This is a genomic window from Pantoea cypripedii (assembly GCF_011395035.1).
Classification (GTDB): Bacteria; Pseudomonadota; Gammaproteobacteria; order Enterobacterales; family Enterobacteriaceae; genus Pantoea; species Pantoea cypripedii_A.
In genome coordinates, this window is record NZ_CP024768.1 from 115,599 (window position 1) to 130,581 (window position 14,983).

The 14,983-nt window shown below is 55.0% G+C and carries 13 protein-coding genes; 9 read left to right on the forward strand and 4 right to left on the reverse strand.

What is annotated here, in order from left to right; translation table 11 throughout:
- Positions 1 to 40: 40 nt before the first annotated feature.
- The gene (locus CUN67_RS00515) at positions 41 to 973 is read right to left on the reverse strand and encodes a sugar kinase (protein ID WP_208713558.1); all 933 of its coding nucleotides are present in this window, start codon (positions 971 to 973) and stop codon (positions 41 to 43) included.
- Positions 974 to 1,018: 45 nt separating this feature from the next.
- Between CUN67_RS00515 and CUN67_RS00520 the strand changes: the two genes are divergently transcribed.
- From CUN67_RS00520 to CUN67_RS00530, 3 genes are all read left to right on the forward strand, one after another.
- The gene (locus CUN67_RS00520) at positions 1,019 to 1,177 is read left to right on the forward strand and encodes a hypothetical protein (protein ID WP_208713559.1); all 159 of its coding nucleotides are present in this window, start codon (positions 1,019 to 1,021) and stop codon (positions 1,175 to 1,177) included.
- A gap of 78 nt (positions 1,178 to 1,255) precedes the next feature.
- Entirely contained in the window at positions 1,256 to 2,029 is a 774-nt protein-coding gene (gene pdeH / locus CUN67_RS00525) for a cyclic-guanylate-specific phosphodiesterase (protein WP_208713560.1), read from the forward strand.
- A 62-nt stretch (positions 2,030 to 2,091) separates the two neighbouring features.
- Positions 2,092 to 4,152, forward strand: a complete 2,061-nt coding sequence (locus tag CUN67_RS00530; protein WP_208713561.1) for an AsmA family protein — start codon at positions 2,092 to 2,094, stop codon at positions 4,150 to 4,152.
- On the opposite strand, the gene ppiC is transcribed toward CUN67_RS00530, so the two are convergent.
- The gene (ppiC, locus tag CUN67_RS00535) at positions 4,153 to 4,434 is read right to left on the reverse strand and encodes a peptidylprolyl isomerase PpiC (RefSeq protein ID WP_084871696.1); all 282 of its coding nucleotides are present in this window, start codon (positions 4,432 to 4,434) and stop codon (positions 4,153 to 4,155) included.
- Between the two features lie 75 nt (positions 4,435 to 4,509).
- On the opposite strand from ppiC, the gene rep reads away from it, so the two are divergent.
- Positions 4,510 to 6,537 carry a DNA helicase Rep gene (rep, locus tag CUN67_RS00540; RefSeq protein ID WP_208713562.1) on the forward strand — a complete coding sequence of 676 codons (2,028 nt, stop codon included), beginning with the start codon at positions 4,510 to 4,512 and terminating at the stop codon, positions 6,535 to 6,537.
- Positions 6,538 to 6,569: 32 nt separating this feature from the next.
- On the opposite strand, the gene gppA is transcribed toward rep, so the two are convergent.
- On the reverse strand, positions 6,570 to 8,054 hold the full coding sequence (gppA, locus tag CUN67_RS00545; protein ID WP_208713563.1) for a guanosine-5'-triphosphate,3'-diphosphate diphosphatase: 1,485 nt from the start codon (positions 8,052 to 8,054) through the stop codon (positions 6,570 to 6,572).
- A 7-nt stretch (positions 8,055 to 8,061) separates the two neighbouring features.
- Positions 8,062 to 9,357 (reverse strand): ATP-dependent RNA helicase RhlB, encoded by a 1,296-nt coding sequence (gene rhlB, locus CUN67_RS00550; RefSeq protein ID WP_084871699.1) that lies wholly within the window; start codon positions 9,355 to 9,357, stop codon positions 8,062 to 8,064.
- Between the two features lie 117 nt (positions 9,358 to 9,474).
- Between rhlB and trxA the strand changes: the two genes are divergently transcribed.
- From trxA to wecB, 5 genes are all read left to right on the forward strand, one after another.
- Positions 9,475 to 9,807 carry a thioredoxin TrxA gene (gene trxA, locus CUN67_RS00555; protein WP_013507336.1) on the forward strand — a complete coding sequence of 111 codons (333 nt, stop codon included), beginning with the start codon at positions 9,475 to 9,477 and terminating at the stop codon, positions 9,805 to 9,807.
- Positions 9,808 to 10,153: 346 nt separating this feature from the next.
- Positions 10,154 to 11,413 carry a transcription termination factor Rho gene (gene rho, locus CUN67_RS00560; protein WP_013507337.1) on the forward strand — a complete coding sequence of 420 codons (1,260 nt, stop codon included), beginning with the start codon at positions 10,154 to 10,156 and terminating at the stop codon, positions 11,411 to 11,413.
- Between the two features lie 275 nt (positions 11,414 to 11,688).
- Entirely contained in the window at positions 11,689 to 12,765 is a 1,077-nt protein-coding gene (wecA, locus tag CUN67_RS00565; RefSeq protein WP_208713564.1) for a UDP-N-acetylglucosamine--undecaprenyl-phosphate N-acetylglucosaminephosphotransferase, read from the forward strand.
- A gap of 31 nt (positions 12,766 to 12,796) precedes the next feature.
- Entirely contained in the window at positions 12,797 to 13,846 is a 1,050-nt protein-coding gene (gene wzzE, locus CUN67_RS00570; RefSeq protein WP_208713565.1) for an ECA polysaccharide chain length modulation protein, read from the forward strand.
- Positions 13,847 to 13,856: 10 nt separating this feature from the next.
- Positions 13,857 to 14,981 (forward strand): non-hydrolyzing UDP-N-acetylglucosamine 2-epimerase, encoded by a 1,125-nt coding sequence (wecB, locus tag CUN67_RS00575; protein ID WP_208713566.1) that lies wholly within the window; start codon positions 13,857 to 13,859, stop codon positions 14,979 to 14,981.
- Positions 14,982 to 14,983 lie beyond the last annotated feature (2 nt).

A 14,983-nucleotide genomic window follows, 5' to 3' on the forward strand; every position in this document is an offset into this window, starting at 1 on the left:
GCTGGCGAAAAAACGCCCTGGCTGGCAGGGCGTTAGCCGATTACTGTGGCATGGCATCCAGCGGGATAATCGCGCCACGATGCTGAATCACCGTGCTGGCGGTGAGATGACCGCGTGCAGCAGCGGCAGCCGGATCGGCACCCTGCAAGCGCAGCGCCAGATAGCCTGCACTAAATGAATCTCCGGCGGCAGTGGTATCGATCACTTTTTCTTTCGCCAGCTTGATGGCGGGCACATCAACCAGCGGCGCATCACCCACCGCCACCAGGCAGGATTCCGCCCCGCGTTTGATGACGATTTCCGCGACTCCTGCCGCGCGTGTACGGGCAATGACCGATTCCAGCGGCTGCTCGCCCCACAGCAGATGCTCGTCATCCAGCGTCAGAAAGGCGATATCGGTGTTTTGCAACATCGCGGCGTAGGCTTGCTGTGCGCTGGCCTTGTCTGCCCACAGGCGCGGACGGTAGTTATTATCAAAAATCACGGTGCCACCGTTACGGCGACAGGCGCTGAGCAACGTCATCAGCTTCTCACGGCTGGCTGCGGGCAAAATCGCCAGACTGATACCGCTCAGGTAGAGATAATCGTAATCCGCCAGTTGCTGGCAAATCGCGTCAGATTGCGGACTATCGAGCCAGTAACGTGCGGCAGCATCGCTGCGCCAGTACCAGAAGGTACGTTCGCCGTGTTCATCGGTTTCGATGAAGTACAGGCCGGGCATTTTATTGTCGAGGCGCTGGATTAAATCGGTCTGTACCTGTTCCTGCTGCCAGGTGGCAATCATCTGGTCACTGAAGCTGTCGGTGCCGAGTGCGGTAACGTAATCAACGCGCAGCTGCTCAGTATCAGACTGGCGCGCCAGATATACCGCGGTATTCAGCGTATCGCCGCCAAAACCGCGTTTGATGTTCTCACCTTTTTCGGACAGCTCAATCATGCATTCGCCAATGATGGCGATTTTCTTCTGCGTCATGGTCTTCGGCCTGTAGTGAATTCTGCCTCTAGTCTCGCGTCTGGTATGGCAGCAGTCAATGTTTTTCAAAACGGCGTTTTAATTCCACTTAAGGCTGAAAAGTGGCTTTTTGGCAGTGATTTAGCGGCCAAACCGCCGTTTGTTTTACCGATTAAGCGCGACATGCACTGTTACACTCAAGAGCTCGTGTGGCTGCTCGGTTGATAAAGTTATCCAGGTGATAGCCGATAATTGCCGCTGAGATGCTATTTGCAGGCACTCACCACCTACCAGGAAAAAACCATGGTGATGAAGAAATTAAGTCATCGGCTGCCTTCTTCAATTGAACTGGAGCAACAACAGGAAACGCGTCTCTTCTGGCAGCAGTGCCAACGATTCTATACTTTCCAGCCGATCTACCAGGTCTCAGGCCGCTTGCTGGCTATTGAATTACTGACTGCGGTGACGCACCCATCCGCACCAGAAAAAAGGCTTTCGCCGGAAATCTATTTTGACGCGCTGGATATTGCGCAGCGTCTTGATGTGGTGCAGGAACAGCTTGAACTGTTGATGCAGTGGTCGGTCCTTTTTTGTCAGCGTCAGTTGGTGGCATCGGTCAATATTGATGGTCCGACGTTGCTGGCGATCCAGCAGCATCCGCAGATTCGTAGCCTGATTGCCCAACTGCCCTGGGTACGTTTTGAACTCACCGAACACCATGTGTTGCCGCAGGAAGAAATGATTGCGCAGATGCCAGAACTGGGGCCGCTGTGGCTGGATGATTTCGGCTCCGGGATGGCGAACTTTTCAGCACTGACTGAACTGCGTTACGACTATATCAAGCTGTCGCGTGAGCTGTTTATTCTGCTGCGTTCTACCGAAGAAGGCCGCATGTTGTTTTCCATGTTGCTGGCGCTGATCAATCGTTATTGCAACGGTGTCATCGTCGAAGGGGTGGAAACCGAGGAAGAGTGGCAACAGGTGCGCAGCTCGCCAGCGCTGGCCGCACAAGGCTATTTCTTCTCCCGTCCGGTTCCCTTTAGCGAGCTGGAAAACATGGCCTTAGCGCTTCCCTGATGCCGTTCCCCAGCGTCTCGACTATCTTTAAATGAGACGTGGAAGGGCAAGGAGGAAGCAGCATGTCTCGAACAGGAAAAGTCCTGAGCTGGGTTATCGGGATTTTTTTGTTGCTGGTTGTGGTGGTCGTGGTTGTGATTGCAACCTTTGACTGGAACCGCCTGAAGCCAACTATCAACCAGAAAGTCTCGGCAGAACTGAATCGACCTTTCGCCATTCGCGGCGATTTGGGTGTCAGCTGGGTACGCAATCGCGCAGAACCGGGCTGGCGCAGCTGGGTGCCGTGGCCGCAGGTCCATGCGGACGACATCATGCTGGGCAATCCTCCGGCGATTGCGGATGTCACCATGGTACATTTGCAGCGGGCAGAAGCGACCTTAGCGCCGCTGGCGTTGCTGCATAAGCAGGTGTATCTGCCGTGGATTAAACTGCAACAACCCGATGCCCGCCTGGTGCAAACCGCCGACAAACACAACAACTGGACTTTCAACCTCGCAAGTCACAACAACAGCGATGCCAATGCTGCGCCTTCGGCATGGTCGTTCCGTCTCGATAATATCCTGTTCGATCAGGGCCAGATTCGCTATATCGATGCCATCAACCAGGCCGATGTCAGTGTCACCATCAACCCGCTGGGTAAACCGGTGCCTTACGCGCAGGTGGCGGGCGGTAACGATCAGCAGCAGGGGGCGGGTGACTTCGTGTTCGGCTGGAAAGCCAGCGGCACCTACAACAATCAACGTCTGGATGGTGAGGGCAAAATAGGTGGCATGTTATCGCTGCGCAGTCAGACCACGCCGTTCCCGTTGCAGGTTGATGTGCGTAATGGCACCACGCGGGTACGCGTTGATGGGACTTTGCAGGATCCGCTCAATCTCGGTGGGCTGGATGTGCGGCTGCGCTTTGCTGGCGACACGCTGGCGAATTTGTATGGTTTAACCGGCGTGTTGTTACCGGATACGCCGCCGTATGAAACCGATGGGCACCTGATCGCGCGTTTCAACGATGGTAAAGGGCCGTTGTTCCGCTATGAAAACTTCAATGGCCATATCGGTGACAGCGATATTCATGGGTCGCTGATTTACCGTCAGCAAAAACCGCGTCCGACGCTGACCGGCGATCTGTCCTCCAATCAGCTGCGCATGGCCGATCTCGGGCCGTTGATTGGCGTCAACTCCGGTAAGGGCAGCGAGAAAACTCAGCAGGCGAAAGCGCGGCGTGGCGAAGCCTCTACGCAACCCGCCGATCGTGTGCTGCCGCACGACAAGTTTGCCACGAAAAGCTGGAACGCCATGGACGCCGATGTGAAGTTCAGCGGCAAACGTATCGAACACAGCAATTCGCTGCCGTTAAGCGATCTTTATACCCATTTGCAGCTGAATAACGGGGATTTACGTCTCGATCCGCTGCGTTTTGGCATGGCGGGAGGGACGCTCAACTCCACCATCCATCTCGAAGGCGACCGGACACCGATGCGCGGCCGCGCGGATTTGCATGTGCGTAAACTGAAACTGCGCCAGCTGTTCCCTGATGTGCAGGCGATGCAGAAAAGCCTGGGCCAGTTAAATGGCGACGCGACGCTGAGTGGCACCGGTAATTCGGTGGCTGATTTGCTGGCAACCAGCAACGGTGAGCTGAAGCTGTTGATGAACGATGGACTGATCAGCCGCAGCCTGATGGAGATCGCCGGGCTGAATGTCGGGAATTATGTGGTCGGGAAGATTTTTGGCGATGATGAGGTGCGTATCAACTGCGCCGCCACCAATCTCACGATCCGCAACGGGCTGGCGACACCGCAGCTGTTTGTGTTTGATACCGAGAACGCGGTGATTAATGTGTCAGGCAGTGCCAACTTTGCCAATGAGCGCCTCGATTTAACCATCGATCCGGAGAGCAAAGGCGTGCGCATCATTACGCTGCGTTCTCCACTTTACGTGCGTGGCACCTTTAAAAACCCTGACGCCGGGGTGAAAGCCGGGCCACTGATTGCCCGTGGTGCCGCCGCTGTGGCGCTGGGGACGGTGCTGGCACCGGCTGCGGCACTGCTGGCGCTGGTTTCACCGAGCGACACCGATAGCAATCAGTGCAGCAAGGTATTGCAGCAGATGAAGCAGAAAAAATGATCAGTTACGCCACAGTACCTTGATGATGTGGTAACCAAAGGCGGTTTTCACCGGTCCGTAAGGTTGCAATAACGGGCAGCTGAACACCGCCTTATCAAAGGCCGGCACCATCTGGCCTTTGCGAAACTCGCCCAAATCGCCGCCGTTACGTCCGGAGGGACAGGTGGAGTGTTTTTTTGCCAGCTGCTGGAAGTTAGCCCCTTTTTCCAGCTGAGCCAGCAGCGCTTTTGCCTGTGCTTCATCCTTCACCAGGATGTGTAAAGCCGCCGCAGTTTTCGCCATGATTCGGTCTCAGTTGTGTATAATCGTCGCGCATTATACCCGCCTCCTTCTGATTTAACTGAGTGAATTTCCGCTATGCGTTTAAACCCCGGCCAACAACGTGCTGTCGAATTTGTCACCGGTCCCTGCCTGGTGCTGGCCGGTGCTGGCTCGGGTAAAACCCGTGTAATCACCAATAAAATCGCCCATCTGATCCGCGAGTGTGGCTATCAGGCACGCCATATCGCCGCCGTGACTTTTACCAACAAGGCCTCGCGCGAGATGAAAGAGCGCGTCGCGCAGACACTGGGGCGCAAAGAGGCGCGTGGCCTGATGATCTCCACCTTCCATACCCTGGGGCTGGAAATTATTAAGCGCGAATATGCCGCGCTGGGTATGAAATCCACCTTTTCGTTGTTCGACGATCAGGATCAGCTGGCACTGCTGAAAGACCTGACTAAACAATGGCTGGAAGAAGACAAGACGCTGGTGCAGCAACTGATTTCCACCATTTCCAACTGGAAAAATGACCTGGTGGACCCGCAGGGCGCAGCAGGGCTGGCGAAATCACAGCGTGACCAGATTTTTGCCCATTGCTACCAGCTGTACGATCAACATCTGAAAGCCTGCAACGTGCTGGATTTTGACGATTTGATCCTGCTGCCGACGCTGCTGCTGAAACGTAATCAGGACGTCCGGGAACGCTGGCAACAGCGTATTCGTTACCTGCTGGTGGATGAATATCAGGACACCAACACCAGCCAGTATGAGTTGGTTAAGCTGCTGGTGGGCGCACGGGCGCGTTTTACCGTGGTGGGCGACGATGATCAGTCGATCTATTCCTGGCGTGGTGCCCGCCCGCAAAACCTGGTGCTGCTGAAAGAAGATTTTCCGGCGCTGGAGGTGGTAAAGCTGGAGCAGAACTACCGTTCCTCGCAGCGCATCCTCAAAGCCGCCAATATCCTGATTGCCAACAATCCGCATGTGTTTGAGAAACGCCTGTTCTCCGAGTTGGGTGTCGGCAGCGAGTTGAAGGTGCTGATGGCCAACAATGAAGATCATGAGGCGGAGCGCGTGGCAGGGGAGTTGATTGCGCATCACTTTATCAATAAGACGCAATACAAGGACTACGCCATTCTCTACCGCGGCAACCATCAGTCGCGGGTATTTGAGAAACAGCTGATGCAGAACCGTATTCCGTATCGGATTTCGGGTGGCACCTCATTCTTCTCCCGACCGGAGATTAAAGATCTGCTGGCCTACCTGCGCGTGCTGACCAACCCCGAAGATGACAGCGCCTTTCTGCGTATCGTGAATACGCCGCGCCGTGAGATCGGACCGGCCACGCTGCAAAAACTCGGCGAGTGGGCCACGCTGCGTAACAAGAGCTTGTTTAACGCCAGCTTTGATATGGGGCTGGGGCAAACCCTGAGCGGTCGCGGGCTGGAGCATCTGCAACGTTTTACCGGCTGGCTGAATGAGGTGATTCAGCTGACGGAGCGCGAGCCGGTGAATGCGGTTCGCGACCTGATTCGCGGCATCGACTACGAAAGCTGGCTGTTTGAAACCTCACCCAGCCCGAAAGCGGCTGAAATGCGCATGAAAAACGTCAATATGCTGTTCCAGTGGATGACAGAAATGCTGGAAGGAAGCGAGCTGGACGAGCCAATGACGCTGGCGCAGGTGGTCACACGCTTTACCCTGCGCGACATGATGGAGCGCGGGGAGAGTGACGAAGACGTTGATCAGGTACAGCTGATGACGCTGCACGCCTCGAAAGGGCTGGAGTTTCCGTATGTGTATCTGGTGGGGATGGAAGAAGGTTTATTGCCACATCAGAGCAGCATCGATGAAAACAATATCGAGGAGGAGCGTCGTCTGGCCTACGTGGGGATTACCCGTGCGCAGAAGGAGCTGACCTTTACGTTGTGCCGTGAGCGACGTCAGTATGGCGAGCTGGTGCGGCCGGAACCGAGCCGTTTTCTGCTGGAATTGCCGCAGGATGATGTGGTGTGGGAACGCGAGAAAAAAGTGGTGAGCGCCGAGGAACGGATGAAAACCGGGCAGACGCGTGTCGCCGGGTTACGGGCGATGCTGGAGAATGCAAAAAAGGGAACGTCGTAGCAGCGCGATAAATCGCGCGGCTACGGGGTCTATCAGGACAGGGTTAATAACCAATGTACATACGACTGATAATGACTTTCCTGCTCCAGCAATTCCGCTCTTAACGGATGCGCCTGCAACCAGCCTGCTGGCAGCGTCAGGTGCAACGCGTCATCATCCGCCTGCAAACGTACCGCCGGTAAGGTGTCATCCCGGCGACGGCTGGAGAAAATAATCGCCAGACGTAACAGACGGCACAGACGCTCAGCCAGGCGCGGTGGCACGGCGTTTTGCTGCGTCAGGAGCGCGAGATCGATGCTGCCGTTCTGATTCTGCAACAGGCAGGCCAGTAGTTTTTTCTGTGCGGGGGTAAAACCGGGAAGATCGAGGTGGCGAATTAGGTAAGCGGCGTGCTGTGAAGCCTGGCGGAAATCGACGCTCAGGCCAATTTCATGGATAGTGCAGGCGCTGAGAAGAAGATCGCGACATCGATGATCCAGTTTCCAGCTGGTACTCACCTGACGAAAAAAGCTTTCGGCCAGTTGACGGACACGTTCGGCCTGATCAACATCGATAGCAAAGCGACGCTGCACATTTTGCAGGGTACGGCTGCGGATATCACGATCAATCGGCAGATGAAGCATGCCATAGACCAGGCCCTCGCGCAGTGCGCCACCGGCCAGCGTCATGCTCTCAATACTGAGTTCCTGAAAGATAGCGATCAGAATTGACAGGCCGCTGGGGAAAACCAGCGCACGTTCCAGCGTCAGCCCTTCAATCTCCAGTTCTTCCAGCTTGCCGCATTGAATGGCGCGCTGCTTCAGCTGTTGCAGCTTGCTCAGGGTGATACGTTCATCCATCCCCTGCGCGACCATAATTTCCTGCAACGCCTGCACGGTGCCAGAGGCACCCACACAAATCTGCCAGCCGTTTTCCCGCAGGGGAGCGACGATCGGGCGAATCATTTCGCGGGCAGCCTGTTCGGCCTGGGCGAAATTCTCCTTTGCCAGATGACGATCGCTGAAGTAGCGCTCCAGCCAGGTTACGCAGCCCATCGACAAACTAAACAGCGTTGTGGCATGGGAGCCCACGCCGGTGACCAGTTCGGTACTGCCGCCGCCAATATCCACCACCAGACGTTGATCGGAACCGCCCGTGGTATGCGCGACCCCCTGATAAATCAGCCGGGCTTCTTCTTCGCCGCTGATCACATTGACCGGGCAACCAAGAATCTGCTCTGCGGTGGCAAGAAAATCCTGTGCGTTGGCGGCAAGACGCAGCGTGGCAGTCGCGACCACACGGATCTGTTCAGGAGGAATATCCTGCAGCTGTTCGGAGAAAAGTTTCAGGCACTGCCAGCCACGCTGCATCGCTTCTGCTGAGAGCTGGCTCTCTTTGTCCAGACCGGCAGCCAGGCGCACTTTGCGTTTAATACGCGCGACCGTCTGAATGCTGCCAGAGACTTCGCGCACCACCAACATATGAAAGCTGTTGGAACCCAGATCAATCGCAGCATAAAGTGACGATGCGCTTAGCATGGTGTGCTTAACCCGAACGTTTACGGTTGTTATTACGTGGTGCGCCGCTACGACGGTTGGCATTGTTGCCACCACGACGCGGGCCATTGCCAGAGCGGTTACGAGTCAAACGTTTCGGTGGCGGCAGGTCACTCAGCAGCGCTTCGCTGTTGTATTTGCTCACCGGAATACCGTGACCGATATACTCCTCAATGGCTGGCAGGTTCAGTGCGTACTCTTCACATGCCAGGCTGATGGAGTGACCGCTGGCTCCCGCGCGGCCAGTACGGCCAATACGGTGCACGTAATCTTCACGATCGTCAGGCAAATCATAGTTAAACACGTGGGTGACCGCAGGGATATGCAGACCACGCGCAGCAACGTCGGTTGCCACCAGAATATCAACGTCACCTTTGGTGAAATCGTCGAGGATGCGCAGACGTTTTTTCTGTGCCACATCACCGGTCAGCAAACCGACGCGATGACCATCGGCAGCCAGGTGGCCCCAGATGTCTTCACAACGATGCTTGGTGTTGGCGAAGACGATGGCGCGATCCGGCCACTCTTCTTCCAGCAGGGTCTGCAACAGACGCATTTTCTCTTCGTTAGAAGGATAGAAAAGCTCTTCTTTGATGCGATGGCCGGTTTTCTGCTCCGGTTCCACTTCCACGTATTCAGCGTTGTTCATATGTTCGAACGCCAGTTCGCGCACACGGTACGACAACGTGGCGGAGAACAGCATGCTCAGACGCTGTGTTGCAGGAGGAATACGGCGGAACACCCAGCGGATATCTTTGATAAAACCGAGATCGAACATACGGTCGGCTTCATCCAGTACCACCACCTGAATCGCGCCCAGGTTGATGTGGTTCTGTTTGGCGTAATCAATCAGGCGTCCGGTGGTACCCACCAGAATATCTACGCCCTGTTCCAGCACTTTCAGCTGTTTATCGTAACCGTCGCCACCATAGGCAAGACCCAGCTTCAGGCCGGTGGCGGCTGCCAGCGGTTCTGCATCAGCATGGATCTGCACTGCGAGTTCACGCGTTGGCGCCATGATCAAAGCACGCGGCTGATTGACCTGACGGCCTTCAGCAGCAGGATGAGTAAGAAGATGATGAAACGTTGACGTCAGGAACGCCATCGTTTTGCCGGTACCGGTTTGCGCCTGACCCGCGACGTCACGCCCTGAAAGCGTAAGAGGCAACGCGAGCGCCTGAATGGGCGTGCAGTTATGAAAGCCTTTTTTATCAAGGGCTTCCACTACCTTTGGGTGCAGGGCGAAGTCGGAAAACTTCTGTTCTGTTAAGTGTGTTTTGCTCATAGTGTGGTAGAATATCAGCTTACTATCGCTTTACGAAAGCGTATCCTATGAAATAAAGTCAACCTACGTTGGTAAATTTTACGCCAATTCGCCAGGCATAATCTTGTGGAGTAAAACATGAGCAGCGATAAAATCGTTCACCTGACCGATGACAGTTTCGACACTGACGTGCTGAAAGCAGAAGGTGTGACACTGGTAGATTTCTGGGCTGAATGGTGTGGTCCTTGCAAAATGATCGCACCGATTCTTGATGAAGTCGCAGAAGAGTACGACGGTAAGCTCACCATCGCCAAGTTGAACATTGACGACAACCCGGGCACCGCGCCGAAGTATGGCATTCGCGGCATTCCGACCCTGCTGCTGTTTAAGAACGGCGAGGTGGCGGCTACCAAAGTTGGCGCACTGTCAAAAGGCCAGCTGAAAGAGTTCCTGAACGCTAACCTGGGCTAACCCCAGCGCGGTGTTTCGTCCGCAGTGGTGAATTTTTTCTCCACTGCTGGACGTCTCCGTTTTTGCGTGATAAGTTGTCAATACTGCATTACGCACTTACCTTGTAGTTTGCATCTAAAGATTTCCTTTGTCAGACCCTATTCGCATTGAACGTTTTCGTGGTTTGGCAATCTGACGGCTAGTACCCCTGGCAACATTATCGACCGTCTCCTCGCTCCCTTATCGCCATCCCTGACGATATCCGTCGAGCAGAGTCGAGAAAGAGCCATTAAACAGGCATGGAATATTCGCCATACCATTCACGACAAACATTTCGAGAATTACCCCGAGTTTAAGAACCCATCATATGAATCTTACCGAATTAAAGAATACGCCGGTTTCTGAGCTGATTACTCTCGGCGAAAATATGGGGCTGGAAAACCTGGCGCGTATGCGCAAGCAGGATATTATTTTCGCCATTCTGAAGCAGCACGCCAAGAGTGGCGAAGACATCTTCGGTGATGGTGTGCTGGAGATACTGCAGGATGGATTTGGTTTCCTCCGCTCTGCAGACAGCTCCTACCTCGCCGGTCCCGACGATATCTACGTTTCTCCCAGCCAAATCCGCCGCTTCAACCTCCGCACAGGTGACACCATCTCCGGTAAAATCCGTCCGCCGAAAGAAGGTGAGCGTTATTTTGCCCTGCTGAAGGTTAATGAAGTTAACTACGATAAGCCGGAAAACGCCCGTAGTAAGATTCTGTTCGAAAACCTCACGCCGCTGCACGCCAACAGCCGTCTGCGTATGGAGCGGGGTAATGGCTCAACTGAAGACCTGACCGCACGTGTGCTGGATCTGGCTTCACCGATTGGCCGTGGCCAGCGTGGTCTGATTGTCGCACCGCCGAAAGCCGGTAAAACCATGCTGCTGCAGAACATCGCACAGAGCATCGCCTACAATCACCCGGATTGCGTGCTGATGGTGCTGCTGATTGACGAACGTCCGGAAGAAGTGACCGAGATGCAGCGCCTGGTGAAAGGCGAAGTTATCGCATCGACCTTCGACGAACCGGCTTCCCGTCACGTGCAGGTTGCGGAAATGGTGATCGAGAAGGCCAAGCGCCTGGTTGAGCACAAAAAAGACGTGATCATCCTGCTCGACTCGATCACCCGTCTGGCGCGTGCTTACAACACCGTTGTTCCGGCTTCCGGTAAAGTGTTGACCGGTGGTGTGGACGCTAACGCCCTGCATCGTCCGAAGCGTTTCTTCGGTGCGGCACGTAACGTGGAAGAGGGCGGCAGCCTGACCATCATCGCGACTGCGCTGGTTGATACCGGTTCGAAGATGGACGAAGTCATCTACGAAGAATTTAAAGGTACTGGCAACATGGAACTGCACCTTTCCCGTAAAATTGCGGAAAAACGTGTGTTCCCGGCGATTGACTACAACCGCTCCGGTACGCGTAAAGAAGAGCTGCTGACTTCCTCTGAAGAACTGCAGAAGATGTGGATCCTGCGTAAAATCATCCATCCGATGGGTGAGATCGATGCGATGGAGTTCCTCATCAACAAACTGGCGATGACCAAAACCAACGACGAATTCTTCGATATGATGAAGCGTTCCTGACGCGTCGGGTGCGGAAGGCGTCTCAGCCGTTCTTTCCGCACAAATTGCCAGGATTTATCACTAACGCCACGTCTTAACGTGGCGTTTTTCATTTGCGGGCATTAGGATTAGGCCTGTCGGGAGTATTTATAATGACTGTGGCAGAAGTGATTATTTTTTAATCAAACGCACACTTCTGAGGCGGAATTAGGACTCGGGATGAACGGCAAAGGCGGAAAATTCGCTTATTGTTGTCCACGATTTTAGCTGAGAGCGTTAATGTGAATTTACTCACTATGAGTACTGAACTTGGTATAGTTTTTCTGTTTTCCTTAGCGTTCCTGTTTTTTGCTCGTAAAGCGGCTAAAAAGATCGGGCTGGTTGACACACCCAACTCCAGAAAACGTCACCATGGCGCTATTCCGCTTGTCGGGGGCATCTCCGTCTACGCGGGGATCTGCTTCGCTTTTATCATTTCCAACTACTATCTTCCCCATGCTTTGCTGTATCTCAGCTGCGCCGGCGTGCTGGTGTTTGTCGGCGCGCTGGATGACCGCTTCGACATCAGCGTGAAGATTCGTGCTGCGGTACAGGCCGCCGTTGCCGTCGTGATGATGGCGGGTGCCAAGCTCTATCTGCTTAGTCTCGGCTTTATCGTTGGCCCGTTCGAATTGATTGTTGGCCCGTTTGGCTACGTGCTGACGCTGTTTGCCGTCTGGGCAGCGATCAACGCCTTCAATATGGTCGATGGTATTGATGGCCTGCTGGGAGGCTTATCCTGCGTCACCTTTGGTGCGATGGGGATCATTCTTTATTTTGATGGCCAAACCAGTCTGGCGATGTGGTGCTTTGCCATGATTGCCGCCACCATCCCCTATATTCTGCTCAACCTGGGTTTCCTCGGACGGCGTTACAAAGTGTTTATGGGAGATGCCGGTAGCACCATGATCGGTTTCACCATTATCTGGATCTTACTGGAAACCACTCAGGGTCTGAGCCACCCGATTACGCCCGTGACGGCGCTATGGCTGATTGCCATCCCGCTGATGGATATGGTTGCCATCATGTATCGCCGTCTGCGTAAGGGGATGAGTCCGTTTTCTGCCGACCGCCAGCACATCCATCATCTGATCATGCGTGCGGGCTTTACCTCACGGCAGGCATTTCTGTTGATTACCACGGCGGCGGCGATCCTCGCGGGTATCGGGGTATTGGGTGAGTATCTGGCTTTCATCCCGGAGTGGGTGATGTTGCTGCTGTTTCTGGTGGCGTTTTGTTTCTACGGCTATTGCCTGAAACACGCCTGGCGCGTTGCGCGCAAAGTTCGCCGTATCAAACGCCGCTGGCAAAGCACGAGCGAAGTGAAAAAATAATTATTAAGTACCCGAATAAGGATTCCTTGTTATGACCTCTGTCGTTGTGGAGAACGAACTGGATATTCGCGGCCTGTGCTGTGCACTCTGGCGCGGCAAACGCTGGATTGTCGGTCTGGCGCTGCTGTTTGCACTGCTGGCATGGCTGGCTTCCATGCTGATGAAACAGGTATGGAGCACCACGGCGATTACCGATCGGCCCACGGTCAACATGCTGGGCGATTATTTTGTCCAGCAGCAGTTTATCAATAACCTTGATGCGCGTAACAACACGCTGAACCTGAGCACACCTGCGCCCACGGTGATGGATGAAGTGTATCAGGAGTTCACCATGCAACTGGCCTCATGGGATACGCGCCGGGAGTTCTGGTTACAGACTGACTACTATAAAAGCCGTAAAACCGGCAATACCCGCAACGATGCGGCGTTGCTCGACGATATGATCACCAATATCCAGTTCACGCCGGCTGATCCGGCGCATAACACCCTGGATAACATCAAACTGAATGCCGAAAGTGCCAGCGATGCCAATAACCTGCTGCGTCAGTACATTGCTTATGCCAGCGAACGGGCGGCCCGCCATCTTGATGATGAATTGCAGGGGGCGTGGCAGGCGCGTAGCGAACAGTTAAAGGCGCAGGTGAAACGGCAGGAAGATGTGGCGCAGGCGGTATTTGAACGCCAGCGTCAGCGTATCGAACAGGCGCTGAAAGTCGCCAGCCAGCAGGGCATTAAAGAAAACCGCACGACCACCACGAGCGAGAGCTTGCCGGATAGCGATCGCTTCCTGCTGGGGCAGCAAATGTTGCAGGCTCAGCTTGATACCCTGCAGGCAAGCGGACCCGCCTACGATTTAAGCTATGATCAAAACAGAGTGATGCTGGCGACGTTGCAGGCCGGACCCCGACTGGATAAACAGTTTCAGACTTATCGTTACCTGCGCACACCGGAAGAACCGGTGAAACGCAATAGTCCACGTCGGGTGTTTATGATGATCATGTGGGGCGTCATCGGCGCGCTGGTGGGTGCGGGGGTGGCATTGGTGCGCCGTCCGCGCCCGATGTTACCAACGAGTCATTAAGAGAAGCCGCGTGAAAGTTCTGACCGTATTTGGCACTCGTCCTGAGGCGATCAAAATGGCACCCCTGGTGCAGGCGCTGGCGCAGGATGCTGCGTTTGAGTCCCGTCTGTGCGTCACGGCACAGCATCGTGAAATGCTCGATCAGGTGCTGCGTCTGTTCAACCTGCAACCCGATTACGATCTCAATATCATGCGCCCGGAGCAGGGCCTGACGGAGATCACCTGCCGCATTTTGCAGGGCATGAAAACCGTACTGGCCGATTTCAGGCCCGATGTGGTGCTGGTGCATGGCGACACCACCACCACGCTGGCCGCCAGCCTGGCGGCGTTCTATCACCAAATTCCGGTGGGGCATGTGGAAGCCGGTCTGCGCACCGGGAACCTGATGTCACCGTGGCCGGAGGAGGCAAACCGCACCCTGACCGGTCATCTGGCGAGTTATCACTTCACCCCCACGGAAAACTCGCGACAGAACCTGCTGCATGAAAACCTGCCGGATCAGCGTATTTTCGTCACCGGGAATACCGTGATTGATGCGTTGCTGTGGGTGCGCGATCGCGTGCTGGATGATGCCGACCTCAATGCCCGGCTGGCGGCGCGTTATCCGTTCCTCGACCCGAATAAAAAACTGGTGCTGGTTACCGGCCATCGACGTGAAAGCTTTGGTGGCGGTTTTGAACGCATATGCAGCGCACTGGCGCACATTGCCCGCCAGCATCCGCAGGTACAAATCGTTTATCCGGTGCACCTCAACCCCAATGTCAGCGAACCGGTGAACCGCATCCTGAGCGGCATCGAAAATATCGTGTTGATTGAGCCGCAGGAGTACCTGCCTTTTGTCTGGCTGATGAACCGGGCCTGGCTGATCCTCACCGATTCGGGTGGGATTCAGGAAGAAGCCCCGTCACTCGGCAAGCCGGTGCTGGTGATGCGTGATACCACCGAGCGTCCGGAAGCGGTGGCTGCGGGTACGGTCAGGCTGGTTGGCACGGATGTCGACAAAATTGTGGCTGAAGTTAGCCAGCTGCTGGACAACGAAGATGTCTGGCAGGCGATGAGCCATGCGCACAATCCTTATGGCGATGGCCAGGCCTGCGCGCGCATTTTGCAGGCCCTTAAAAATCACAGAGCATAACC

Excerpts from the sequence above, each read along its gene's own strand:
- CUN67_RS00515 (WP_208713558.1), bottom strand. The coding sequence starts at position 973 with ATGACGCAGAAGAAAATCGCCATCATTGGCGAATGCATGATTGAGCTG.
- CUN67_RS00520 (WP_208713559.1), top strand. The coding sequence starts at position 1,019 with ATGGCAGCAGTCAATGTTTTTCAAAACGGCGTTTTAATTCCACTTAAG.
- pdeH (WP_208713560.1), top strand. The coding sequence starts at position 1,256 with ATGGTGATGAAGAAATTAAGTCATCGGCTGCCTTCTTCAATTGAACTG.
- CUN67_RS00530 (WP_208713561.1), top strand. The coding sequence starts at position 2,092 with ATGTCTCGAACAGGAAAAGTCCTGAGCTGGGTTATCGGGATTTTTTTG.
- ppiC (WP_084871696.1), bottom strand. The coding sequence starts at position 4,434 with ATGGCGAAAACTGCGGCGGCTTTACACATCCTGGTGAAGGATGAAGCA.
- rep (WP_208713562.1), top strand. The coding sequence starts at position 4,510 with ATGCGTTTAAACCCCGGCCAACAACGTGCTGTCGAATTTGTCACCGGT.
- gppA (WP_208713563.1), bottom strand. The coding sequence starts at position 8,054 with ATGCTAAGCGCATCGTCACTTTATGCTGCGATTGATCTGGGTTCCAAC.
- rhlB (WP_084871699.1), bottom strand. The coding sequence starts at position 9,357 with ATGAGCAAAACACACTTAACAGAACAGAAGTTTTCCGACTTCGCCCTG.
- trxA (WP_013507336.1), top strand. The coding sequence starts at position 9,475 with ATGAGCAGCGATAAAATCGTTCACCTGACCGATGACAGTTTCGACACT.
- rho (WP_013507337.1), top strand. The coding sequence starts at position 10,154 with ATGAATCTTACCGAATTAAAGAATACGCCGGTTTCTGAGCTGATTACT.
- wecA (WP_208713564.1), top strand. The coding sequence starts at position 11,689 with ATGAGTACTGAACTTGGTATAGTTTTTCTGTTTTCCTTAGCGTTCCTG.
- wzzE (WP_208713565.1), top strand. The coding sequence starts at position 12,797 with ATGACCTCTGTCGTTGTGGAGAACGAACTGGATATTCGCGGCCTGTGC.